Source organism: Streptomyces sp. NBC_01320, assembly GCF_035974375.1.
In the GTDB taxonomy this organism is placed as follows: Bacteria; Actinomycetota; Actinomycetes; order Streptomycetales; family Streptomycetaceae; genus Streptomyces; species Streptomyces yanii.
In genome coordinates, this window is the sequence record NZ_CP108390.1 from 3,631,538 (window position 1) to 3,655,510 (window position 23,973).

General features: G+C 71.0%; 24 protein-coding genes. 16 read left to right on the forward strand and 8 right to left on the reverse strand.

Annotation, left to right across the window (positions count from 1 at the left end):
* The first annotated feature begins 150 nt into the window (after positions 1-150).
* Positions 151-741: a TetR/AcrR family transcriptional regulator gene (locus tag OG395_RS16605; protein WP_327243651.1), complete on the forward strand. Its 591-nt coding sequence runs from the start codon at positions 151-153 to the stop codon at positions 739-741.
* Between the two features lie 186 nt (positions 742-927).
* Here the strand turns inward: OG395_RS16605 and OG395_RS16610 are convergent, their stop codons facing one another.
* Entirely contained in the window at positions 928-1,611 is a 684-nt protein-coding gene (locus OG395_RS16610; protein ID WP_327243652.1) for a FadR/GntR family transcriptional regulator, read from the reverse strand.
* 151 nt (positions 1,612-1,762) lie between these two features.
* On the opposite strand from OG395_RS16610, the gene OG395_RS16615 reads away from it, so the two are divergent.
* From OG395_RS16615 to OG395_RS16630, 4 genes are all read left to right on the forward strand, one after another.
* Positions 1,763-2,722 carry a dihydrodipicolinate synthase family protein gene (locus OG395_RS16615; protein ID WP_327243653.1) on the forward strand — a complete coding sequence of 320 codons (960 nt, stop codon included), beginning with the start codon at positions 1,763-1,765 and terminating at the stop codon, positions 2,720-2,722.
* Complete coding sequence (locus tag OG395_RS16620) at positions 2,719-3,684, forward strand: ROK family protein (RefSeq protein ID WP_327243654.1); 966 nt, start codon at positions 2,719-2,721, stop codon at positions 3,682-3,684. Before OG395_RS16615 ends, OG395_RS16620 begins: the two co-directional genes overlap by 4 nt.
* Entirely contained in the window at positions 3,681-4,361 is a 681-nt protein-coding gene (locus tag OG395_RS16625; RefSeq protein ID WP_327243655.1) for an N-acetylmannosamine-6-phosphate 2-epimerase, read from the forward strand. The genes OG395_RS16620 and OG395_RS16625 overlap by 4 nt, the downstream gene beginning before the upstream one ends.
* A 63-nt stretch (positions 4,362-4,424) precedes the next feature.
* Positions 4,425-5,870, forward strand: coding sequence for a sialate:H+ symport family MFS transporter (locus OG395_RS16630; protein ID WP_327243656.1), 1,446 nt, complete (start codon positions 4,425-4,427; stop codon positions 5,868-5,870).
* Positions 5,871-5,953: 83 nt separating this feature from the next.
* Here OG395_RS16630 and OG395_RS16635 read toward each other — a convergent pair whose 3' ends face one another.
* The 4 genes from OG395_RS16635 to OG395_RS16650 all read right to left on the reverse strand — a co-directional run bounded on the left by OG395_RS16635 (position 5,954) and on the right by OG395_RS16650 (position 10,252).
* Positions 5,954-6,412 carry a MaoC family dehydratase gene (locus tag OG395_RS16635; RefSeq protein ID WP_327243657.1) on the reverse strand — a complete coding sequence of 153 codons (459 nt, stop codon included), beginning with the start codon at positions 6,410-6,412 and terminating at the stop codon, positions 5,954-5,956.
* A gap of 38 nt (positions 6,413-6,450) precedes the next feature.
* Positions 6,451-7,794, reverse strand: coding sequence for an MFS transporter (locus tag OG395_RS16640; RefSeq protein WP_327243658.1), 1,344 nt, complete (start codon positions 7,792-7,794; stop codon positions 6,451-6,453).
* Positions 7,795-8,008: 214 nt separating this feature from the next.
* Positions 8,009-9,238 carry an acetyl-CoA C-acetyltransferase gene (locus OG395_RS16645; RefSeq protein ID WP_327243659.1) on the reverse strand — a complete coding sequence of 410 codons (1,230 nt, stop codon included), beginning with the start codon at positions 9,236-9,238 and terminating at the stop codon, positions 8,009-8,011.
* A gap of 102 nt (positions 9,239-9,340) precedes the next feature.
* Positions 9,341-10,252 (reverse strand): LysR family transcriptional regulator, encoded by a 912-nt coding sequence (locus OG395_RS16650; protein ID WP_327243660.1) that lies wholly within the window; start codon positions 10,250-10,252, stop codon positions 9,341-9,343.
* Between the two features lie 167 nt (positions 10,253-10,419).
* Between OG395_RS16650 and OG395_RS16655 the strand changes: the two genes are divergently transcribed.
* From OG395_RS16655 to OG395_RS16665, 3 genes are all read left to right on the forward strand, one after another.
* Positions 10,420-11,337: a CoA transferase subunit A gene (locus OG395_RS16655; RefSeq protein ID WP_327249361.1), complete on the forward strand. Its 918-nt coding sequence runs from the start codon at positions 10,420-10,422 to the stop codon at positions 11,335-11,337.
* Positions 11,338-11,369: 32 nt separating this feature from the next.
* Entirely contained in the window at positions 11,370-12,146 is a 777-nt protein-coding gene (locus tag OG395_RS16660; RefSeq protein WP_327243661.1) for a CoA-transferase subunit beta, read from the forward strand.
* Positions 12,147-12,208: 62 nt separating this feature from the next.
* Complete coding sequence (locus OG395_RS16665; RefSeq protein ID WP_327243662.1) at positions 12,209-13,801, forward strand: 3-hydroxyacyl-CoA dehydrogenase; 1,593 nt, start codon at positions 12,209-12,211, stop codon at positions 13,799-13,801.
* Between the two features lie 149 nt (positions 13,802-13,950).
* Here OG395_RS16665 and OG395_RS16670 read toward each other — a convergent pair whose 3' ends face one another.
* On the reverse strand, positions 13,951-14,394 hold the full coding sequence (locus OG395_RS16670) for a hypothetical protein (protein WP_327243663.1): 444 nt from the start codon (positions 14,392-14,394) through the stop codon (positions 13,951-13,953).
* A gap of 101 nt (positions 14,395-14,495) precedes the next feature.
* Here OG395_RS16670 and OG395_RS16675 point away from each other — a divergent pair, with 101 nt between their 5' ends.
* Positions 14,496-14,942 (forward strand): VOC family protein, encoded by a 447-nt coding sequence (locus tag OG395_RS16675; RefSeq protein ID WP_327243664.1) that lies wholly within the window; start codon positions 14,496-14,498, stop codon positions 14,940-14,942.
* On the opposite strand, the gene OG395_RS16680 is transcribed toward OG395_RS16675, so the two are convergent.
* Together OG395_RS16680 and OG395_RS16685 are read right to left on the reverse strand one after the other, a co-directional pair.
* Positions 14,879-15,622 carry a DUF6597 domain-containing transcriptional factor gene (locus OG395_RS16680; RefSeq protein WP_327243665.1) on the reverse strand — a complete coding sequence of 248 codons (744 nt, stop codon included), beginning with the start codon at positions 15,620-15,622 and terminating at the stop codon, positions 14,879-14,881. The genes OG395_RS16675 and OG395_RS16680 overlap by 64 nt on opposite strands.
* Positions 15,623-15,877: 255 nt before the next feature.
* On the reverse strand, positions 15,878-17,053 hold the full coding sequence (locus OG395_RS16685; RefSeq protein WP_327243666.1) for a YihY/virulence factor BrkB family protein: 1,176 nt from the start codon (positions 17,051-17,053) through the stop codon (positions 15,878-15,880).
* Between the two features lie 17 nt (positions 17,054-17,070).
* On the opposite strand from OG395_RS16685, the gene OG395_RS16690 reads away from it, so the two are divergent.
* From OG395_RS16690 to OG395_RS16720, 7 genes are all read left to right on the forward strand, one after another.
* Positions 17,071-18,708: an acyl-CoA dehydrogenase family protein gene (locus OG395_RS16690; protein WP_327243667.1), complete on the forward strand. Its 1,638-nt coding sequence runs from the start codon at positions 17,071-17,073 to the stop codon at positions 18,706-18,708.
* A gap of 290 nt (positions 18,709-18,998) precedes the next feature.
* Positions 18,999-20,240: a helix-turn-helix domain-containing protein gene (locus tag OG395_RS16695; RefSeq protein WP_327249362.1), complete on the forward strand. Its 1,242-nt coding sequence runs from the start codon at positions 18,999-19,001 to the stop codon at positions 20,238-20,240.
* 78 nt (positions 20,241-20,318) lie between these two features.
* On the forward strand, positions 20,319-20,909 hold the full coding sequence (locus OG395_RS16700) for a GNAT family N-acetyltransferase (protein WP_327243668.1): 591 nt from the start codon (positions 20,319-20,321) through the stop codon (positions 20,907-20,909).
* Positions 20,910-21,195: 286 nt separating this feature from the next.
* Positions 21,196-21,279: a putative leader peptide gene (locus OG395_RS16705; protein WP_309486338.1), complete on the forward strand. Its 84-nt coding sequence runs from the start codon at positions 21,196-21,198 to the stop codon at positions 21,277-21,279.
* A gap of 115 nt (positions 21,280-21,394) precedes the next feature.
* On the forward strand, positions 21,395-23,092 hold the full coding sequence (locus tag OG395_RS16710) for a nitrite/sulfite reductase (RefSeq protein ID WP_327243669.1): 1,698 nt from the start codon (positions 21,395-21,397) through the stop codon (positions 23,090-23,092).
* Positions 23,089-23,268 (forward strand): hypothetical protein, encoded by a 180-nt coding sequence (locus OG395_RS16715; RefSeq protein ID WP_327243670.1) that lies wholly within the window; start codon positions 23,089-23,091, stop codon positions 23,266-23,268. Before OG395_RS16710 ends, OG395_RS16715 begins: the two co-directional genes overlap by 4 nt.
* Positions 23,265-23,966: a phosphoadenylyl-sulfate reductase gene (locus tag OG395_RS16720; protein ID WP_327243671.1), complete on the forward strand. Its 702-nt coding sequence runs from the start codon at positions 23,265-23,267 to the stop codon at positions 23,964-23,966. The genes OG395_RS16715 and OG395_RS16720 overlap by 4 nt, the downstream gene beginning before the upstream one ends.
* Positions 23,967-23,973 lie beyond the last annotated feature (7 nt).

Sequence of the window (23,973 nt, forward strand, 5' to 3'; positions counted from 1 at the left end):
CACCGTCGCCAAGTGGGTCCCCTGACGGCCGGTCGGCCTTCCAGTGCCCCTCCCGGCAAGCCGTGCCCCGTCGCACCGCCCGGCACGCCCTCCCCCAAGTCCTTGAGGGCCAGGGGCAAACATGGCCGGTCACGGCACTAAACTGGGCCGGTGCCCAAGATCAGCGCCGCCACGGTCGCCGAGCACCACGCCCAGCAGCGGCTGGCCCTGGTGCGGGCGGCACGTGCACTGCTGGAGGGCGGCGACGCGGAGGCGGTGACCTTCACGGCGGTCGCCAAGGCCACGGGCCTGGCCCGCAACAGCGTCTACAAGTACTTCCCCGGCCGCCCCGAACTGCTCGCCGCGGTCGTCGAGGACGCGATGCCGCGCTGGACCTCCGCCATCAGGGCGGGCATGTCGGCCGCCGCCACGCCGGAGCAGAAGATCGCCGCGTATGTGACGTCGCAACTGGAGCTGGTACGCAGCGGCGAGCACCGGATCGCCCAGGCTCTGGCCGGGGTCCGGGATGCGGCCGTGGTGAGGGAGAGCGCGGCGCAGGCGCACCGGGAGCTGCTCACTCCGCTGACAGGTGCGCTGGCGGAGCTGGGGGATGACGACCCGCGGCGTACGGCGGTGCTGCTCCAGGGGATCGTCAACGCCGCCACGACGGCGATCGAGGCGGGGGACGACGCGGTGGCGGTGACGGGGCGGGCCGTGCGGATGGCGGTTGCCGCCGTGATGGGGAGCACCGCCTCGGCGTGAGGTGTGCCCGGTGACGGGGTTGCGCGGCCTTCGGCTCGGCTCCGCCTCCCATCGCCGGACCGGCCCGATTGCACCCTGCCGAGCGCGATGTGCCCGGCAGGCTTCATTTCGCCCCGCCGGGCGCACGCGCCCGGAGTGCTTGATTCTGCCCGTCGGACGCGATGCGCCCGGTGGACTCGACTCCGGTCAGCGTTGGAGGCGCGTGCGGATGCCGTCGAAATGTGTGCGCATCGCCCGCACCGCTCGTTCCCCGTCGGCCGCCGCGACGGCCGCGACGATCTCGCGGTGCTGGGCGCAGGTGACCCCGGGGTCCTGGTGGCCGTCGTCGAGATCCTCGCGCACCCGGTCCATGGCCGCCCAGAACGCGTCCAACACCTCGCTCAGCAGGTGATTGTCGAGCGAGGAGTACAGCGCGAGGTGGAACGCGCGATCGGTGGAGCGCGCGACACGTCCGGTGCGCGCCTCGGCCTCCATCTTCGCCACGAGCCCGTGCAGCACGGCCAGATCCTCTTCCGGCATGCCGGCCGTGACGGCTCCGACCAGCCCCGACTCCAGCGCCTCCCGCACCTTCATCAGCTCGGTGAGCCCGGGCTCCCCCCGGCGGTGCCGGACGGCCGCGCGGAAGGCGAGCGCCTCGACGAACGGCGAGAGGGAGAGCGAGCCGACGAACGTGCCGAAGCCGCGGCGGATCTCCACGACGTTGACGGCCTGGAGCGCCTTCAGGGCCTCGCGCACGGAGACACGTCCGACCCCGAACATCTCCATCAGCTCGGCCTCGGTGGGCAGCGCGTCGCCGGGGCCGAGTCTGCGTTCCAGGATCAGCTCCTTGACCTGGCGTTCTATGTCCTGAGCCATGGTGGGCCGCGCCACAACGTCCTCCTGAGGTGCTGTTGCCCCTTGACCGGTCACAGGAGCATCTGTTTAAGGTGAGGTCAGACATAGGACATCTTACGTCTCACGTCTCGATCTGCGCAGCCGCCACAGGCCGCGATCGGTGTACCGACAAGCTGGAGCCTTCACCATGTCTCTGACCGCACCGCTGCACGGCGTCGTCCCGCCGGTCTGCACCCCGCTCGACTCCCACGGGGAGGTCGACACCGCCTCTCTGGCCGAGCTGGTCGAGCACCTCATCGGCGGGGGCGTGCACGGACTCTTCGCGCTCGGTTCCACCAGTGAGGTCGCCTACCTCACCGACGAGCAGCGCGCCACGACGCTGGAGACCGTCGTCCGTGTGACCGACGGCCGCGTCCCGGTACTGGCGGGTGTCATCGACACCACCACCGCACGCGTCGCCGAGCACGCCAGGACCGCCGCCGGCCTCGGTGCGGACGCACTGGTCGCGACTGCGCCGTTCTACACCCGCACCCACGGCAAGGAGATCGCCCAGCACTTCCGCCGGCTGCGGGCGGCCGTCGATCTGCCACTGTTCGCCTACGACATCCCGGTCGCCGTCCACAGCAAGCTTTCCTCCGCGCTGGTGCGCGAACTCGCCGAGGACGGCACGCTGGCCGGCCTCAAGGACAGCAGTGGCGACGAGGGCGGGCTGCGCCGGCTGATCGTGGAGCTCGGCGGGCGCGAGGGCCGCAGGGAGGGACCGGCTCCGGAATTCAGCATCCTCACCGGTTCCGAACTCACCGTGGACGCGGCGCTGCTGGCCGGCGCCGACGGTGTCGTGCCGGGCATCGGCAATGTCGACCCGGCCGGGTACGTCCGGCTGTACGACGCCGCGCGGGCCGGAGACTGGGCGCTCGCCGCGAGGGAGCAGGAGCGGCTCGTCGCGCTGTTCGCCATGGTCGATGTCGGCCCGGAGGCGGACATGGGCCGCAGCTCGTCGGCGCTCGGGGCGTTCAAGGCCGCGCTGCAGCTGCTCGGGATCATCGCGTGCGGCGACACCGCGTTCCCGCAGATCCAGCTGAGCGACGAGTCGGTCGCCCTGGTGGCGCAGCGGCTGCGCGCCGCAGGCCTGCCCGCGGTCCGATGAGCCAGAGCCCGCCGTCCTCGACCACCGGTGCCCCGGTGATCGGGCTCGACCTCGGTGGTACGAAGATCGCCGCCGCGCTCTTCGGCGCGGACGGTACCGTCCTGGCGCGGCACACCCGGCCAACCCCGGCCCGGGACGGCGCCCCGGCCGTGCTCGACGCGCTCGCGGCGGCGGCCACCGAGGTCGACCCGGCGCGGCTCGCCACCGCGCTCGGCATCGCCGCCGCCGGAGTCGTCGATCCCCGTACCGGCAGGGTCACCAGCGCCACCGACTCGCTCCGCGGCTGGGCGGGCACCGCGCTCGGTGCCGGGCTCGCGGACCGTACCGGACTGCCGGTGGCCTGCGACAACGACGTACGCGCCACAGCTGGGCCGGAGCTCACCGCGCTGGTCGCGGAGGTTTCGGCCCATGCGTCATTGCTGTTCGCGGCAATCGGTACCGGTGTGGGCGGCGCGGTCGCCGTCGACGGGCGGATGCTGCACGGCGCCTCGGGCATCGCCGGACATCTCGGCCATCTGCCGAGCCCCGAGGCAGCGGGGCTGCCCTGCACCTGCGGTGCCACCGGCCACCTCGAGGTCATCGCCTCGGGCCCCGGCATCACCGCCCACTACGAACGGCTCACCGGCACCTCGGTGGACCGGCTCGAAACCGTTGCCGAGCGGGCCGCGCGGGGCGATGCGGACGCCGTCCACGCCATCACCACCGGCGCGGCCGCCACCGGCCAGGTGCTCGGCGGGCTCGCCAATGCTCTCGGCCCCGACCGGGTCGTCATCGGCGGCGGAGTCCCCCGGATCGGCTCGCTGTACGGCGATGCGCTCGCCGCGGCGTTCGCCGCCGAGCTGATGCCGCCGCTGCGGGGACTCGCACCCGTCGCGCCGCTGTTCGGCCACGACGCCGCGGTGCTCGGGGCCGCCGCCCTGACCACCACCCTCCCTCTCCACCACCCAGGAGTTCTCCGATGACCGCGCAGGAACTGGCCGCCTCCCTCCAGGGCAAGCTGATCGTGTCCTGTCAAGCACCTCCCGGTGACCCGATGCGAGAGACCGGCACCCTCGTCCGGCTCGCGCAGTCCGCCGCCGCCGGTGGCGCCGCCGCGATCCGGGCCAATGAACCGGAGGTCGTAGCCGCGATCGCCGCGGCCGTCGACCTGCCGGTCATCGGGCTCTGGAAGGACGGCGGCATCGGCGTCTACATCACCCCGACCGTCCGGCACGCCCTGGCGATCGCCGCGGCGGGCGCCGTCGTCGTCGCCGCCGACGCCACCGACCGGCCGCGCCCCGACGGGTCGGCCTTCGCCGACCTGGTCACCGCGGTCCACGAGGCCGGTGCGCTGGTCATGGCCGATGTGTCGACGCTCGCCGAGGGCCTCGCCGCAGCCGCCCAGGGCGCGGACTTCGTCTCGACGACGCTGTCGGGCTATGTGCCCGGGACGCCGAAGCAGACCGGTCCCGATCTCGACCTGGTGGCGGCGCTGTCCGCCGCGATCGACGTCCCGGTGGTCGCCGAAGGCCGTATCAACACCCCCGAAGAGGCCGCCGAGGCCCTGGGCCGCGGTGCCCACAGCATCGTCGTCGGCACCGCCATCACCGCTCCCACCGCCCTGACCACGCGTTTCGTGGCGGGCATAGCCCGGCCCTGAACCAGCCCCCACCACGCGGGCGGTCACTCGAGGGCGAGTGCCGTGCCGCATCCTGGAGACACCGTGCAGACCACCACACCCCCCACGCTCCCCTGGTACCGCGAGGTGAGCCCCACCCAGTGGAAGTCATTCCTCGCCGCCTGGATCGGGTACGTCCTCGACGGCTTCGACTTCGTGCTGATCACTCTCGTCCTCACCGAGATCAGTGACGACTTCGGTCTGAGCACGGTGCAGGCGGCCAGTCTGATCTCCGGTGCGTTCATCACCCGCTGGCTGGGCGGTGCGGTACTCGGCGCCATCGGAGACCGGTTCGGGCGCAAGCTCTCCATGATCCTGTCGATCCTGCTGTACTCGCTCGGCACCTTCGCCTGCGGGTTCGCCTGGAACTACCACAGCCTGTTCGCCGCCCGGCTCGCCATCGGCATGGGCATGGCCGGTGAGTACAGCGCCAGTTCCACGTACGTCATGGAGAGCTGGCCGGCGAAGCTGCGCAGCCGGGCCAGCGGCTTCCTGATCTCCGGCTTCTCGGTCGGCTCGGTGCTCGCCGCACAGGTCTACAACTGGGTCGTGCCGTCGCTCGGCTGGCGCTGGATGTTCTACCTGGGCCTGATCCCGATCGCGATCGCGCTGTGGATGCGCCGGGCGCTCCCGGAGGCCGAGGAGTGGGCGGAGTCCGTCGCGGACAAGGGCGCCAAACCCAATCCGTTCCGGCCGCTGTTCGTCACCCGCGCCCGGGCCACCGTCAACACGATGCTCGTCGTCCTCGCCACCGTCTCCCTCTTCATGATCTTCACCCCGGCCGGTACGGGGATGGTGCCGGTGCTGTCGGTGCTCGCCGGCCTGACGCTCGCCGCGTTCGCCGTGCAGCTGGGCGGGAAGCGCAGCTGGCTGCTGTATCTGTCGATGATCGTGACGCTGTTCTTCGCGTTCCTGTACTCGTGGCCGATCCAGGCGCTGCTGCCCACGTATCTGAAGACGGAGCTGGGCTACACCCCCGACCAGGTCACCGATGTCCTCTACTTCGCGGGCTTCGGCACGATGGTCGGCTGCTGGACGGCGGGCTTCCTGGGCGACCGGATCGGCGCGAAGAAGGCGTACGCCCTGACGCTGCTGGCATCGCTCGCCTTCGTCTATCCGGTCTTCGCCGTGCACAACAATCTGCTGCTGCTCGGCGTCCTGCTCTTCCTGCTGCAGGCGACGAGTTTCGGTATCTCGGGGCTGCTGCCGCGCTACATCGGCGGCCACTTCCCGACCCGGAGCCGGGGCGCGGCGCTCGGCTTCACGTACAACGTGGGAGCGCTGGGCGGCGCCGTCGCACCGGTGCTCGGGGCGCATCTCGCGTCCGGCATGGACCTGGGCCAGGCACTGGCCGTGCTGACGTTCGCGGGCACGGTGATCGTGGTGCTGCTGGTCGGGTTCGACGTACCGGCACGGCTGAACCGGCTCACGGACCCGGATGCGGAGTGGGACCATCTGGCGGTGCCGCTGGAGACGGAGCGGGTGGCCTGAGGCCGTGGCCGCGACCCCTGTCGACCGGGCTCGGACGGAGCCCGGCCGGCGGGGGTCACGGCCGCGGACAGGCGGGGGCGCGACTACGGATAGAAGTGCGTCAACGACTCCGCCACGCACGCCGGCTTCTGCGACCCTTCGAGCTCGAAGGTGAAGGCCCGGGTCATCTGTACGCCGCCGCGCGCGACCTCCTTCACCTCGGCGACCGCGGCATGCAGCCGGACCCGGCTGCCGACCGGCACGGGAGCCGGGTAACGGACCCGGTTGACGCCATAGTTGAGGGCGCGGCCCACACCCTCGACCCGGAGCAGTTCACCGAACATCGGGATGCCCCAGCTCAGCACCATGTATCCGTGGGCGATGGTGCGTCCGTACGGGCCGGACGCGGCGCGTTCGACGTCGGTGTGGATCCACTGGTGATCCCCGGAGACGTGCGCGTACGCGTCGATCAGCTCCTGGGTGATCTCCTTCCAGCCGGAGTGCCCGAGGTCGCGCCCGCTCAGCGAGAGGATGTCCGGGATGCCGTTCACGGTCAGCGGCATGGCGGCCGGCCTCCTTATCTCTTCTCGCAGGGTGGGGGTCAGGCGGTGACGGTGGCGGCGCGCGGGACGGAGACCGGCCCCGTTGCCTGCTCGTCGTGGTTGGGGCGCTTGAGCAGGAGCAGCATGCAGCCCAGGGTCAGCGCCACCTGGAAGATCGCGTAGACGATGACGGCGGTGATCGAGCCGGTGCGGTTCAGCAGGTACTGGCCGATGATCGGGGTCGTACCGCCGAGCAGCGTTCCGCAGAGCTGGTAGCAGAGGGAGATGCCGGTGTAGCGGAGGTGGGCCGGGAACCGGCTGGCCAGCATGCCGGCCAGGGCCGCGTAGTAGAGGCAGTGCGGGATGGTGGCGACGGCCACGCCGACCATCGCGAGACCGTAGTTCTCGGTGCGGATCAGCAGGAACATCAGCGGCATCAGGATCAGTTCGGGCAGCAGCATCACCGTCACCGCGCGGGACCAGCTCTTCATCCGGGTGGCGATGAGCGCACCGAAGGGCTGCACGATGATCTGGGTGATGTTGGCGACGAGGATGATCGTCAGGAACGAGCTGCGGTCGAAGCCGAGCGACGAGGTGGCCCAGGACAGGGCGAACGTCGACTTGAAGTACGTCGCCGACAGACCGATGGTGCAGGCGCCGATGCCGAGGACGATCAGCATGGGGTGGGAGCGCAGGACCTCGGTCAGCGGAACCTTGACGACCTCCTTCTTCTCGATGAGCTTCGCCATCGCTGGGGACTCGGCGACCTTCAGCCGGACGAAGAGTCCGACGATGACGAGGGCGGCGGAGAAGAGGAACGGCACACGCCAGCCCCAGGAGACGAACGCCGAGTCGGGCAGCTGGCTGATGGCGAGGAAGCTCAGGGTGGAGAGCGTGTTGCCGACGGGCGAGCCCTGTTGGGCGAAAGCCCCGTACAGCACGGACTTGCCCTTGGGGGCGTGCTCGGAGGCGATCAGGACGGAGCCGCCCCACTCGCCGCCGAGGCCGATGCCCTGCACCATACGGATGCAGATCAGCAGGATCGGGGCGGCGACGCCGATGGAGGCGTAGCTCGGCAGCAGACCGATCGCGGTGGTCGAGATGCCCATCATCAGCAAGGTGATGACCAGGGTCTTCTTACGGCCGAGGCGGTCGCCGTAGTGGCCGAAAATGATGCCGCCGAGGGGGCGGGCGAGGAAGCCGACCCAGAAGGTCGCGAAGGCGACCAGCGTTCCGATCGGCCCGTCCAGTTCGGGGAAGAACACCTTGTCGAAGACGAGCGCTGCCGCGGTCCCGTAGATGTAGAAGTCGAACCACTCGATGGTCGAACCGATGAAGGCACCGAATCCGGCCCGGTTGGCGGCTCTGGTTCGCTCTCGCGCGGTGGCGGTGGACGCACTCATGGTGGCTCCCGTGAACGTCATTGATCAAGCGGATGGCAGGGGGAAGGGAAGGGGCGTCGCCCGAGACGCCCGTTGCCGCGTGGGGAAGTGGGGGACGGCGGCGTGGGTGATGGCGGTTACGGTGCCAGCCGGGACCCAGAGCGGTCCAATACCGAATTGCCGGGGCAGTGAGACGCTGTGCGTCTCACTGCCGATCGGCTGCCGTGCGTGCGCGTCAGGCCGCGATGCGTTCGAAGACGGCGGCGAGGCCCTGTCCGCCGCCGATGCACATGGTCTCCAGGCCGTACCGGGCCTCGCGTCGGTGCAGCTCGCGGGTCAGTGTGGCGAGGATACGGGCGCCGGTGGCACCGACGGGGTGTCCCAGGGAGACTCCGGAGCCGTTGACGTTGATCCGCTGCTCGTGGTCGATGTCGCCGAGTCCCAGTTCACGCGTGCAGGCGAGCACTTGGGCGGCGAAGGCCTCATTCAGCTCGATCAGGTCGAGGTCGGCCAGGGTGAGTCCGGCGCGGGCCAGGGCCGCACGGGTCGCCGGGACGGGCCCGATGCCCATCGTCGCGGCCGGGACTCCGGCTCGCGCGAAGGAGACCAGCCGCACCAGCGGGTTCAGCCCGAGGCGTTCAGCGGTCGCCGCACTCGTCACCAGACAGGCGGCGGCCGCGTCGTTCTGACCGCTGGCGTTCCCCGCGGTGACGGTGGCGTCCGGGTCGGACTTCAGCATGATCGGCCGCAGCGCGGCGAGCTGTTCGGCGGTGGTGTCGGGGCGCGGGTGCTCGTCCGCGGTGACGGTCGTCTCACCCTTGCGGGTGCGCACGGTGACCGGGACGGTCTCCGCGTCGTACCGCCCCTCCGCCGCGGCGCGGGCGGCGCGCCGCTGCGAGCGCAGGGCGAGGGCGTCCTGGTCGGCGCGGCTGATGCCGTACTCCCGCCGCAGGTTCTCCGCGGTCTCGATCATCCCGCCGGGGACCGGGTGGTTGACGCCTCCCGCGGTGACCCGGCCGCGGGCCAGCGAGTCGTGGAGCTGCAGCCCGGGGCCCTTGATGCCCCAGCGGCCGTCGTGCGTGTAGTACGGGGCGGCGCTCATCACGTCGACGCCGCCCGCGATCACGACCTCGCTGAAGCCGGCCCGGATCTGCATCGCCGCGTCGAGCACGGCCTGCAGTCCGGAGCCACAGCGGCGGTCGATCTGCGCACCGGTCACGGATTCCGGGAGCCCGGCGTCGAGGGCGGCGACCCGGCCTATGGCGGGGGCTTCGGAGGACGGGTAGGCGTGGCCCAGGATGACCTCGCCGACGGCGGCCGGGTCGACGCCGGTGCGGGCGACGATCTCGGCGATGACGCGTGCCGCGAGTGCGGCCGGGGTCTGCTGGGCGAATGCCCCGCCGAAGCGGCCGATGGGCGTGCGCAGCGGTTCACAGATGACGATGTCGAGCTGCTGTTCGGGCACGGCGGGACCTTCCGGTGGCGAGGGGTGTGTGCGCCGACCCTCGCACTTCGCGACTGAGTCGGTCCAATATCCACTTCGCCCTGGTTCGAGACGTTGCGCGTCTCAATCGGCTGCGACCCGGTGCACGGGTGTGGGCAGGGCGTCCTCCGCCACCGCGAGCACCGCCCGCAGAGCGGCGGACGGGTTGTCGGCCCGCCAGGCCAGCGCCGCCTGGAGCCGGATGGGCGGCCCGGCAAGGGGCCGGTAGACGAGCCCGTTCTGCTGGATGTGCTGGACGGAGGTGACCGTGAGCGTCACACCGACGCCCGCGGCGACGAGCGCCAGGATGGTGTACGAGTCGGGGGCCTCCTGCACCACACGCGGGTTGAACCCGGCCGCCTCGCAGGCCCCGACCATCGCGTCCCGCACGGTGGAGCCGGTGTTGGCGGGGAAGGAGACGAAGGGCTCCGCGGCGAGGACCCCGATGGGGACGCTGTCCAGCTGGGCGAGCCGGTGGTCGGAGGGCAGCGCGCACACCAGCTCCTCCTCGTCGATCACCCGGTACGCCACACCGGGCTGGGTCACCGGCAGCCGGATGAACCCCAGGTCGAGCGATCCGTCGGCGACCCTGTCGAGGGCGACGTTGGCGTACGTCTGCCCCTTCATGACCAGTTCGAGTGCGGGGTGGGCGGCGCGCACGGCCCTCGTGAGGAGCGGCAGCGTCTCGTGACTGGAGGCGCCCGCGAAGCCGATGCTGACCCGTCCGTACTCGCCGCGCCCGGCGGCCTTCGCGGCCCGTACCGCGGTGTCGAGGTCGTCGAGGACGGTCCGCACCGGCTGGAGGAAGGACTCCCCCGCACTGGTGAGCCGCACCGACCGGGTGTTGCGCTCGAAGAGCTGGACACCCAGCTCCTTCTCCAGCTGGCGGATCTGCTGGCTCAGCGGCGGCTGGGCCATCTGCAGCCGCTTGGCGGCCCGGCCGAAGTGCAGCTCCTCGGCCACGGCGACAAAGGCGGACAGATGACGCAGCTCCATACCCGGCCCTCCGCTCACCGGCCTCCGGACCGGATTCATTAATCGATCGTCTCGATGCGACCTTAATTTGGTATTGGACAGCAATCAATAGCCGCTGACACGGTGGGACGACGCGCACGCACCGGCAGAGGAGCACCGTGGCCACGACGGACCGCAGGGACAAAACGATGTCGATGAAGGCGGCGATCGCCGCCTTCGTCCACGACGGCGGCACCGTCTGCCTCGAAGGCTTCACCCACCTGATCCCGACCGCCGCGGGCCACGAGATCATCCGCCAGGGCCGCCGGGACCTCACCATCGTCCGGATGACCGCGGACATCGTGGTGGACCAGATGATCGCCGCGGGCTGCGTCTCACGACTGGTCTCGTCCTTCGTGGGCAACTCCTCCGCCGGTTCGCTCGGTGAACTGCGGCGGCGTATCGAGACCGGCGACCCGGCACCACTCGCCTTCGAGGAGTACAGCCACTACGGGATGATCTGCCGTTATCTCGCGGGTTCCCAACGGCTGCCGTTCTATCCGCTGCGCAGCTACGGCGGCAGCGATCTGCCGTCCGTCAACAGCGGTCTCCGGAAGGTCACTTCGCCCTACCCGGGGCCGGACGGCGAGGCCGAGCAGATCTATGTCGTCCCGCCCGTCAACCCGGATGTGACGATCATCCACGCGCAGCGCGCCGACCGGAGCGGCAACACCCAGATGTGGGGCCTGACCGGCATCCAGGCCGAAGCGGTGTACGCGGCGGACAAGGCGATCGTCGTCGTGGAGGAGATCGTCGACGACGAGGTGATCCGCTCGGACCCGAACCGCACGCTCGTCCCCGCCCATGCGGTCGACGCGGTCGTCGCCTGCCCGCGCGGCGCCCACCCGTCCTTCGCGCAGGGTTACTACGACCGCGACAACGCCTTCTACCGGGCCTGGTCGCACATCAGCAAGGATCCGGGACGGCTCCAGGAGTGGCTGGACGAGTGGGTGCGCGGCACCGCCGACCATGCCGAGTACGTCGACAAGCTCGGCGAGGAGTTCTGGGCGGGGCTGGCGGTCGGCGAGGCGCTCAGCCGGCCGGTGAACTACGGACGCCGGCTGTGAGTACGGAAACGGGACACGAGAAGGAACGGGTCATGACCAGCACCGCACCGGACACCATCACCTCGTCGGAGCTGCTCTCCGTCGTCGCCTCCCGCGAACTGGCCGCGCGCCGCACCGTGTTCGCCGGGATCGGCCTGCCGACGCTCGCCACCGAACTCGCGCATCTGACGGTGGCCCCGGAGATCGAGGTCGTCTACGAGTCGGGAGTCTGCGGCGCCCACCCCTCGCACCTGCCGGAGACCATCGCCGACGCGGTCCTGATCACGGGCGCCGAAGCGGTTCTGTCGATGCCCGCCCTGTTCGGCTGTGTGCTGCAGGGTGGCCACATCGACGTGGGGTTCCTCGGGGCCGCGCAGATCGACCGGTGGGGCAGTCTCAACACCTCGGTGATCGGCGACTGGGACAGTCCGTCGGTCCGGCTGCCCGGCTCGGGCGGCGGTGTCGAGGTGATGGCCAACTCCCGTGAGGTCTTCGTGGTGATGCGCCGCCACAATCCGCGTTCCTTCACCGAAACGCTCGACTTCTGCACCACCCCGGGGCCCGACCGCGCGCTGACCGAAGGCATCAGGCCGCTGGGCGCCGGTGTCACCCGGGTCATCACCGAACTGGGCATCCTGGCCCGCGCGGGCGTCGGCGAGGAGCTGCGGCTGGTCGCCGTCCACCCGGGCGTCACCGTCGAGCAGGTACGGGCGGCCACCGGCTGGGATCTCGAGGTCGCCGACACGGTGGCGACCGTGCCGCCGCCGACCGCGGCCGAACTTCGGCTGCTGCGCGAGGACATCGACCCCGAGCGCGTCTATCTTCGTTGAGTTCCGGGCAGGCCTCAGCCGTCCCGCCCACCGACAGCACCGCCGAGAGGACCCCAACCGCCATGCGTATCAGGATCGTCGGCGCCGGAGCCATGGGCCGCGGTATCGCCCAGTGGGCTGCGAGCGCCGGACACACCGTCGAGCTGTGCGATGTACGCCCGGAGGCGGTGACGGCCGCCGTCGACTTCGTGCGGTCCATGCTCGACCGCGCCGTGGAGAAGGGCAGGCTCTCCGCCGAGGAGTCCGCCGCCACAGCGGAGCGGCTGGTGCCGCTGGACGACCCGTGGGCGGACGGACCGGACTGCGAGCTGGTCATCGAGGCGGTACGGGAGGACCTCGCCACCAAGGCGGAGGTCTTCGGCCTGCTGGAACGGGCGCTGCCCGCCTCGACGGTCTTCGCCACCAACACCTCCTCGCTGTCGGTCACCCGGATCGCGGCGGAGCTGAAGGACCCGACGCGCCTGGCCGGGCTGCACTTCTTCAACCCGGTGCCGCTGATGAAGATCGTCGAGATCGTGCCGGGCGCGGCCACCCGCCCGGAGATCCCGCCGCTGCTCACCGCGCTCGTCGAGGGCTGCGGCCACCGTGCGGTGACGGTCGCCGACACGCCCGGCTTCCTGGTGAACCACGCGGGTCGCGGCCTGGTGACAGAGGCGCTCGCACTGTTGGAGGAGTCGGTCGCCGACCCGGCGGGCATCGACCGGATCGCGCGGGACGTGCTCGGCCTGCGGATGGGTCCGTTCGAGCTGATGGACCTCACCGGTCTGGATGTGACGGCCGCCGTCATCGACTCGATCTGGCAGGGCTTCCGGTACGCGGACCGGCTCCGCCCGTCCTACCTCACCCCGAACCGGGTGGTTGCGGGGCTGCACGGCCGCAAGACCGGGCGCGGCTGGTTCGCGTACGGCCCCGACGCACCGGCCCCGGTTCCGGAGCCGCCGGTCACGGGGGATGCGGACCGCCCGGTGTACGTGGTCGGGGGCGCGGCGGAGCCGGACGCGACCGCACTGCGGCGGACGCTGACCGCGACGGGCGCCGTCGTCGAGAGCGGTGCGGAGCCGTCCGCCGATGCGCTGGTGCTGGTCCCGGTCTGGGGTACGACGGTGGCCGCCGCGGTCGCCGCGCACGGACTGCCCGCCGGACGCACGTTCGGCGTGGACCCGCTGGCCGCGGTCGGGAAGCGCCGGGTACTGGCCGTGACCCCGGCGGCGGACCCGGCTGCCGCACAAGATGCCCGCGCGGTGCTGGCGCGGCCGGCGGAGGACGGCGGCGAGCCGTACGCGGTGTCGGTGGTACGGGACACGGCGGGTTCGGTCGCGCAGCGGCTGCTGGCCTCGATCGTCTCCGTCGCCGCGTCGATCGCCGAGCGTTCCCTCGCCACCCCGGCGGACATCGATCTCGCCGTCACCACCGGTCTCGGCTATCCGGTCGGGCCGCTGGCCTGGGGGGACCGGATCGGCGCGGACCGGATGCTACGGCTGCACCGGTCGCTGCACACGACGACCGGCGACCCGCGTCACCGCCCGACCCGCTGGGTCGCCGAACGCGCCCAGCTCGGCATGGCGCTGGCGGACCCGGGCACGGCGCCCGCTGACTGCCTGGGCCACGAGACGCGTGAGGAGGTGTCCGGCGGATCAGGGCCGGACATCCCATAGGCGAGCGGCCGTGCTGGACGGTGCGACGGGGGGAGGGGCACCAGTGGCCCGAGCCGACTCCTTGGACACGGAGGTCTCCCGGTCGTGGAGGACGCCAGCCCCCTCATCCGACCGTCCGGAGCGCCGCCGGTTCAACCGGTTTTCCAGCCTCAGCCCGCGAGCTGTATCAGCCCCAGCAGTGCCGCCGCGATCAGCGAGCCGAGCCCGAGAACCGCTGAGCCCGGCCGGCGCGGGACGATCTCGTCCGCCTCCGGCTCGGAAGGGTTCAGGCTGCGTGCCCGGTCGGCCCACTGCTGCGGCGCACGCACCGGGACGACGACCCGCCACGGCTGCGTCGGGTCGTACTCGACGACCACCGACCGGCGGATACGGGCGTCCTGGAGGTCCAGCGGGTGCCGGACCTTCACCCGGAACGCCGCGCGCTCCTCGGGGACGACGGTGATGTCGGACTCGAACGCCGTCTCCGGCAACGTCGGATCGAGTGCCGACCGTCCCGACTTCCTGTGGACCGCCCGCACCCCGTGCACCACCGCGGGCGCGAACGCGCGCGGTCCGCCCGAGCGCAGGTCGGCCGCGACACCCGGCACCTGCACCCGGTTGATCAGGTCGACGACGACCAGGATCAGAAGGCAGGCGCCCCCGAGGGCGGCCAGGCAGCCGATCCCGGTGACGGTATACGCAGCCGGGCGAGGGCATGACCGATTCGTACAAGACCCGTGGTGCGTGTCCGTTCTACGTTCGGACCATGACTCCACGACTCGACGCGATCGGCATCACGACCGCGGATCTGACCGCATCGCTCGCCTTCTACCGCCGGCTCGGGCTCGACATCCCGGCTGAGGCGGATTCCGCACCCCATGTCGAAGTGACCCTGCCGGGCGGGCAGCGCCTCATGTGGGACACCGAGGACGTCATCCGCTCCTACGACCCCGAGTGGTCCGGTGCGCGGGGCGGCGACCGGGTCGGGCTCGCGTTCCGCTGCGACGGTCCCGCGGAGGTGGACGCGGTGTACGACGATCTGACCGGCGCCGGGTACCGGGGTCATCTGAAGCCGTGGGACGCCGTGTGGGGGCAGCGTTACGCGGTGGTCCTCGACCCGGACGGCTGCGCGGTGTCGCTGTTCGCCAACGCCTCGCAGTAGGCGGTCAGGGTCGTACCGGCCAGTTCGCGCATCTCCCGCGCAAGATGCGCCTGGTCGGTGCAGCCCGCCGCGAGCGCCGCCTCGGCGTACGGCGTTCCGGACCGTACGAGAGCGAGCGAGCGCTGCAGCCGCAGGACCCGGGCCAGGGTCTTGGGCCCGTAGCCGAAGGCCGCCAGGGAACGGCGGTGCAGTTGGCGGGCGCCGAGACCGGCCCTGTGCGCGGTGTCGGCGACGGACCGGCCCCGCGCCAGCTGCACGGCGACGGACCGCATCAGCGGGTCCGCCGGCCCGGTCTCGGCCGCCCGCCGCAGCGCCACGGACTCCAGGGCCGCGGCAGGGTCGGCGGCATCGGCGATGTGCTCGGCGAGTACCCGCACCTGGTCGGCGGGCCACAGATCGGCGAGCTCGACCCGCTGGTCACGCAGTTCGTCCGCCGGTACACCGAGGAGCGCCGGGGCGGTGCCTGGGGCGAACCGGATGCCGGTGAACCGTCCGCCGGTCGCCCCGGCGGGCTCGTACGCGTGGGTGTCGGGCCCGGCGACAAGCAGTCGACCGTCGACCCAGAGCAGGTCCATGCAGCCGTCGGGCAGTACCGGTCGGACAGGCCCCTCGGGCACCTGCCGGGTCCAGACGACCGCCCCGCCGAACCGGGACTCCCGCTCCTCGTACGTTTCGCCCATGGCTCCACGCTAAGGGCTGTCCCCGCCGGTGCCGTGACGGCCATGTTTGCCCGATGAGGAGCGTCGTCCGGTGCGTGCGATCGCAAGGCGGCCGGAAGCCCTTGGACGGGGTCTCCTGCTCGAACGGAGGGGAGAGCTTGGGGAAGGAGCTACCAGGGCTTTTGGCCGACGCGGAAGGGGGTCCCCCTGGCCCTCAAGGCCTTGGGGGAGTGCGTGCCGGACGGTGCGACGGGGCAGAGCGTGCCGGGAGGGGCACTAGGAACGGGACTCCCGGGACCCCTTCGTCCCCTGCCCCGCCTCCTTGGCCGGGTCCTTGGCGATGTCCTTCTCGCCCCTCGGCTGCAGCAGCCGGGACTTCACATCGTCCGGCGGCAGGAACCGCGACCACCGCTCCGGGAACTCGGACGGCATATAGGGACTGTCACCGTCCTCGTCGCAATCCGCCTGCGTCCGCGCCACCAACTCCGCGGCCTGGGCGGCCCGCGCCCGGTCGTTGGCCGCACGTGCCGCCGCCGTCGCCACCGACGGCCACACCCGGTCGATGGCGGCGTTGACCGCCGCCCCCACCAGTACCGCGAAGGCGGAGATGCCGATCCACAGCAGCACGGCGATGGGCGCGGCCAGCGACCCGTAGATCGTCGGCCCCTCGACCGTACTGGTCAGATAGATCCGCAGCAGGAAGCTGCCGACCACCCACATGGCGAGCGCCACGAGCGCGCCCGGTACGTCCTCCATCCAGGGCGACCGGACCGGCACGGACACGTGGTAGAGCGTCGTCAGGAACGCGATCGACAGCACGATCACCAGCGGCCAGTACAGGACGCTGATGACTTCCGTGCCCCACGGGATGAACTCCACGACCCGGTCGGGGCCCACCACCAGCAGCGGCAGTACGACCGCGCCGAGCAGCAGCGCGACGATGTACAGCAGGAAGGAGAGCAGCCGCGTCTTGACGATGCCGCGCTGGCCGTCGAGGCCGTACATCACGGTGATCGTGTCGATGAAGACGTTCACTGCGCGGGACCCGGACCAGAGCGCGATCGCGAAACCGATGGAGATGACATCGGGCCGGGCACCGGTCGTGACGTCCGCCAGGAGCGGTTTCGCGAAGTCGTTGACGCCCCGCTGGGACAGGACCGTCTGCGCGGCATTGAGGATGTTGCTCTCGATGGACGCGACCGTGGTGGTGTTCGTCCACTCATCGACGTAACCGAGCAGTCCGATAAGTCCGAGCAGCAGCGGCGGCAGGGACAGCAGGGTGAAGAACGCCGCCTCGGCCGCGAGTCCCAGAATGCGGTACTCCATGCACGAGTTGATGGTGTCCTTGAGCAACTGCCAGACCATCTGCCGCTTGGATACGTTGCGGTAGAGGACTCGGGCCCGGTGGAGCCGACCCGGTGGCCGCTCGGGTGTTTCATTTGCTGCCTGCACATCCTTACCGTAGCGGCATGGCAGCCACCACCCACACCGTGTCCAATCAGGTCCCGCCGCTGGTCGGCTACGACGTCTTCGCAGCCGACCGCGCACTCACCGAGGCCGTGGAGCGGCATCTCGCGCCCGAGCTGCTCGACGGCGCATGGAACGAGCTCACCGAGCTGGGCCGGTCCGCGGGGTCGGCACAGGCCCGGGAGTGGGGTGCGCTGGCAAACGAGTATCCGCCGAAACTACGCACTCACGACCGTTACGGGCATCGCATCGACGAAGTGGAGTTCCATCCCGCCTATCACCGGCTGCTGGGGCACGCGGTCGGCGCGCGGCTGACCGATGCCTGGGGCCGGCCGGGGGGCCATGTGCGTCGCGCGGCCGGCTTCCTGGTGTGGACGCAGGCCGAGGCCGGGCACGGCTGCCCGCTGTCGATGACGCATGCGGCGGTGCCCGCGCTGCGGACCGATCCGGTGCTGGCCGCCGAGTGGGAGCCGCGGCTGACGTCGTCGGTGTACGAGCGGGAGCTCCGACCCGCCGCGCAGAAGGCCGGTGTGCTCTTCGGGATGGGCATGACGGAGAAGCAGGGCGGCACCGATGTGCGGTCCAACACGACGCGGGCCGAGCCGCTGTCCGCCGACGGCGAGTATCTGCTCACCGGGCACAAGTGGTTCTGTTCGGCGCCGATGTCCGACGGCTTCCTGGTACTGGCGCAGGCACCCGGCGGGCTGACGTGCTTCCTGCTGCCTCGGGTGCTGCCCGACGGCACCCGCAACGTGTTCGCGATCCAGCGCCTCAAGGACAAGCTGGGCAACCGGTCCAACGCGTCGAGCGAGGTCGAGTTCGACGGGACGTGGGCACGCCGGGTCGGCGAGGAGGGACGTGGGGTCCGCACCATCATCGAGATGGTGGCGGCGACCCGGCTGGACTGCGTGACCGGTTCGGCGGCGCTGATGCGGCAGGCGGTGGCACAGGCGGTCCACCACTGCACGTACCGCAGCGCGTTCGGCGGGGTGCTGATCGAGAAGCCGCTGATGCGGAACGTACTGGCCGATCTGGCGCTGGAGTCCGAGGCGGCGACGGTACTGGCACTGCGGCTGGCCGCCGCGTACGACGCCGGTACGGAGGCGGAGGCCGCATTCCTGCGGATCGCGGTGCCCACGGCGAAGTACTGGGTGACGAAGCGGTGCACACCCATGGTGGGCGAGGCGCTGGAGTGTCTGGGCGGCAACGGTTACGTCGAGGAGTCCGGGATGCCGCGGCTGCTGCGCGAGGCGCCGCTCAACTCGATCTGGGAGGGCTCCGGCAACGTACAGGCCCTGGACGTCCTGCGGGCGCTGCAGCGTGAACCGCAGGCGCTGAACGCGTTCCTCCAGGAGGTCGGCAGGGCGCGTGGTGCCGATCACCGGCTGGACGCGGCGATCAAGGGCATGCTGACCGAGCTCGCCGATCTGAACGGGATCGAGGCGCGGGCCCGTCGGCTCGTCGAACGGATGGCGCTGGTACTGCAGGGTTCGCTACTGGTCCGCTGGGCGCCGCCGGAGGTCGCCGACGCGTTCTGCGCGTCGCGGCTGGGCGGGGACTGGGGCGCGGCGTTCGGGACGCTGCCGCACAGTCTGGACCTGGCGTCGATCGTGGAGCGAGCGCGGCCCGTCGCGCACTGATCCGCCCGGAACAGCGACGGAGGGTGATGCTGCGCCGACACGGCACCACCCTCCATGCTGTGCACACCGAGCAACAGGGCACAGGCTCCGCCGTGCGGTGTTACGCCACTCTCGTACGCACCTGTGGGTCCCCGCCAGAGTTGCAAAGGGTTGCAACCAATGTGTGGAGTGCGCAGTATCGGGAACCCCACAACGGCAGGATGGGACCCGTGGGCCGCCGACACGGTCTCGTATCTGGGGGGATTTCGACAGTGGAGACACATGCTGCCGAGCTGACACGGCTGGCGGCCATGGACTCGGACCGGGCCACGCGCCTTCTCCACAGGGCCCGGGAGGCGAGGCTGGCGGGCGACCGGATGCCGGTCGCGCCGCGGGCCGAGATCGGTGCCTCGTGGGAGCGGGTGCTGCGCAGTGGCATCGATCCGGAGCAGTCCACGGAGAGCGTGCTGCTGGATCTGGACGAGATCGAGCACCGACGCCGGAGTTCGGCGCTGGGTGAGGTGATGCCGCTGCTCAGCGAAGGGCTGGTCTCCATCGCCGACGCCGCGCAGCAGATCATGGTCGTCACCGATGTCGAGGGCCGGGTGCTGTGGCGGGAGGGCAATCCGGGGGTGCTGCGCCGGGCCGACGGCATCTGCCTGGCGGAGGGTGCCGCCTGGTCCGAGGCCGTCACGGGCACGAATGCGATCGGCACGGCACTCGCCGGGCGCGCCCCCGTGCAGGTCCACTCGTCCGAACACTTCGTCCGCAGCCTGCACACCTGGACGTGCGCGGCAGCCCCGGTCCGTGACCCGCGGGACGGCCGGATGATGGGCATCGTCGACATCAGCGGGCCCGCGTCCACCTTCCATCCGACGACGCTGGCCCTGGTCGGTTCGGTGGCCCGGCTCGCCGGGAGCGAGATCCGGACCCGGCACCTGATCGCGATCGACCGGCTGCGGTCGGTGGCCGCGCCGCTGCTCGCCCGGCTGGGCGGCCGGGCGATGGCGGTGGACGCGCAGGGCTGGCTTGCGGCGGTCATCGGGATGCCGCCGGTGGACCGGCTGCCGCTGCCGAAGTCGCTCCAGCCGGGCCGGGTGTGGCTGCCGTCGCTCGGCATGTGCCGGGTGGAGCCGCTGCTCAGCGGCTGGCTCGTGCAGGTGGCGGACGGCCCGTCGGACGGTCCGCCGCGCCGGGTGGTACTCGACCTGAGTCGGCCGCGCGGTCTCGTGGTCAATGTGGTGAGCCCGGTCGGCACCTGGACCCAGCGGCTCTCACCGCGCCATGCCGAGCTGCTGTACGCGCTGGCGCTGCACCGCGAGGGGCGGACGGCGTCCGAGCTGGCGGAGGACATCTTCGGCGATGCGACCCGGACCGTGACGGTCCGGGCCGAGATCTCGCGGATGCGGCGCCATCTGGCCGAGGTGCTGGCGCACCGCCCGTACCGTTTCGGCGAGGGCGTCGAGGTGGAGGTGATCCACCCGGAGCATCCGGGCGATCTGCTGCCGCGTTCGACGGCTCCGGTGGTGGTCGGGGCCCGTACGACGGAGTGACCGGAGAGCCGGAATGCTCCAGTCCACACCGGGGGGCAGGCTTTGGCCAAAGCTGCACGGCATGGTTCCCTGACAGCCATGAGCAACACGGAACCCACAGCTGCCGCCACCGAGGTGACCGTCTGGTCCCTGGAACAGACCTCCCCCGACGACCTGCGGCCCGCCGCAGCCCCCGAGGGCGACATCCGGATCGTACGGTCGGCGGTGCCGCTGCCCGAGTTCAGCCGGTTCCTGTACACGGCGGTCGGAGGCGACATCCAGTGGACCGACCGACTCTCGATGACGTACGCGCAGTGGCAGGAGGCGCTGGACCGGCCCGGCGCGGAGACCTGGGTGGCGTATGAGAACGGGACCCCGGCCGGGTACATCGAACTGGACCCGCAGGACGACGGCGTCGTCGAGATCATGTACTTCGGACTGATCCCGGCGTTCCGCGGCCGCCGGATCGGCGGCCATCTGCTCGCCTACGGGGCCGCGCGCGCCTGGGACCTGGCGGAGCGCTGGCCGGAGCGGACGCCGACGAAGCGGGTGTGGCTGCACACCTGCTCCAAGGACGGCCCGCACGCGATGGACAACTACCTCCGGCGCGGGTTCCGGCTCTTCGACACGAAGGTGGAGCTGGAGCCGGACGTGGCCACGCCGGGGCCGTGGCCGGGCGCGCAGCGGTAGGAGTCGGGCCGGCGTCGTGCGCGCCGCGGGGCCGTCCCGGGACCGTGACCACCTGTTGCGCCCCGCCGCGCCGGATCGCCGCGCGTTTGCCGGGTGCGTGCGGTTGCCCGGAGGCGGCGATCCGACCGGACCCCGTACGGACACACCGGGAGCTAGCGGCTCATTCGGATCGGAACGCCTCGGCCCCGGCGTGACCGGCAACACATCGTCTCACTTTTCGGGACAGTCTCGTCCACATCATGGATAGTGGTGGACTGCTCCGAGATGCGCGTGACACGCTTCCGTCATGTCTGGAACTGGGATTGCCTTGGTGAGTCGACGCCACGTCGACCTCGGCCGCATGTCCAGCGCCATCTGTCCGGCGAGCTGAGAGTCCCAGCACCCGCCGCGTTCCCCCTTTCTCTGCAACTCCTGCGCACCGCCGCGCCTCAGCGCGAGTGTGCAGTTCAGAGCCGCCCTCCCGCAGTCCCGAAGGACGTACTGTCATGGCCGCCACCCCGGAACAGCCTGCGACCACCACGCCCCGCCGCAAGGCCGGACGCCACCGTGGCGAGGGTCAGTGGGCCGTGGGACACCACACTCCGCTCAACGGCAATGAGCAGTTCAAGAAGGACGACGACGGTCTCAATGTGCGGACACGCATTGAGACGATCTACTCCAAGCGCGGATTCGACTCGATCGACCCCAACGATCTTCGTGGGCGCATGCGCTGGTGGGGTCTCTACACCCAGCGCAAGCCCGGGATCGACGGCGGCAAGACCGCGATCCTGGAGCCCGAGGAGCTGGACGACAAGTACTTCATGCTGCGGGTCCGGATCGACGGCGGCCGGCTGACCACCGCGCAGCTGCGCGTCATCGGCGAGATCTCGCAGGAGTACGCACGCGGCACCGCGGACATCACCGACCGGCAGAACATCCAGCTGCACTGGATCCGCATCGAGGACGTTCCGGCGATCTGGGAGAAGCTGGAGGCCGTCGGGCTCTCCACCACCGAGGCGTGCGGCGACTGCCCGCGTGTGATCATCGGTTCGCCGGTGGCGGGGATCGCCGCCGACGAGATCATCGACGGCACGCCCGCGGTCGACGAGATCCACGACCGCTACATCGGCAACAAGGAATTCTCCAACCTGCCGCGCAAGTTCAAGACCGCGATCTCCGGCTCACCGGTGCAGGACGTGGTCCACGAGATCAACGACATCGCGTTCGTCGGCGTGGTCCACCCGGAGCACGGTCCGGGCTTCGACGTCTGGGTCGGTGGCGGGCTCTCCACCAACCCGCGGCTCGCCGAACGGCTGGGCGCCTGGGTGCCGTTGGACGAGGTCCCGGACGTCTGGGCCGGTGTGGTGGGGATCTTCCGTGACTACGGCTACCGGCGGCTGCGTACCCGCGCCCGTCTGAAGTTCCTGATGGCCGACTGGGGACCGGCGAAGTTCCGCCGGGTACTGGAGGACGAGTACCTGAAGCGCCCGCTGATCGACGGGCCCGCCCCCGAGCAGCCGAGCAGTCGCTGGCGCGACCACGTGGGTGTCCACCAGCAGCAGGACGGACGTTTCTACGTCGGGTTCGCGCCCCGGGTCGGCCGGGTGGACGGCTCCACGCTGGCCAAGATCGCCGACCTGGCGGCCGCGCACGGCTCGGACCGGCTGCGCACCACCGTCGAGCAGAAGATGCTCATCCTCGACGTCGAGCAGGACCAGGTGGACTCCCTGGTCGCGGGACTCGAGGCGCTCGACTTCCAGGTGAAGCCCTCGCCCTTCCGGCGCGGCACGATGGCCTGCACCGGCATCGAGTTCTGCAAGCTGGCGATCGTCGAGACGAAGGCACGCGGTGCCTCGCTGATCGACGAACTGGAGCGCCGCATGCCGGAGTTCGACGAGCCGCTCACCATCAACATCAACGGCTGCCCCAATGCCTGCGCCCGCATCCAGACCGCGGACATCGGCCTCAAGGGCCAGCTCGTCCTGGACGCCGACGGCAACCAGGTCGAGGGTTACCAGGTGCACCTCGGTGGCGCACTGGGCCTGGAGGCCGGCTTCGGCCGCAAGGTCCGTGGCCTGAAGGTCACTTCCGCCGAGCTGCCCGACTACGTCGAGCGGTTGCTGGGCCGGTTCCAGGCGGAGCGCGAGGACGGCGAGCGGTTCGCGACCTGGGCGGCGCGAGCCGGTGCGGAGTCGCTGTCATGAGCGAACGCGCCGCACCGTTCCACTGCCCGTACTGCGGGGACGAGGACCTTCGTCCGCACGAGACCGGGCACGGAGCCTGGGAATGTGCTTCCTGCAACCGCGCGTTCCAGCTCAAGTTCTTGGGTCTGCTGACTCGGGGACTGCTGCGCAACGACGTTGAAGGGGAGGGGAAATGACGGGCACTCAGCAGACAGATGACCTCAGGGCCCTAGCCGAGCGGGCGGGCCGCGAGCTGGCGGAAGCCTCCCCGCTGGAGATCCTGCAGTGGGCCGCGGACACCTTCGGAAAGCGGTTCTGCGTCACCTCCTCGATGGAGGACGCGGTCGTGGCGCATCTCGCCTCCCGCGCCTTCCCGGGCGTCGATGTGGTCTTCCTCGACACCGGGTACCACTTCGAGGAGACGATCGGGACCCGCGACGCGGTGGACGCCGTGATGGACGTCAACGTCATCACACTGACGCCGCGTCAGAGCGTGGCCGAGCAGGACGCGGAGTACGGGGCGAAGCTGCACGACCGCGACCCCGACCTGTGCTGCAAGCTGCGGAAGGTCAAGCCCCTTGAGGAGGGCCTGACTTCGTATGCGGCCTGGGCCACCGGACTGCGCCGCGACGAGTCCCCGACCCGGGCGAACACCCCGGTGGTCGGCTGGGACGAGAAGCGGCAGAAGGTCAAGATCTCGCCGATCGCCCGCTGGACGCAGGACGACGTGGACGCATACGTCGCGGAGCACGGAGTCCTCACCAACCCGCTGCTCATGGACGGGTACGCCTCCGTGGGCTGCGCGCCGTGCACCCGCCGGGTGCTGGAGGGCGAGGACGTGCGGGCCGGCCGCTGGGCCGGACGGGGCAAGACCGAGTGCGGGCTGCACGACTGATGACGAC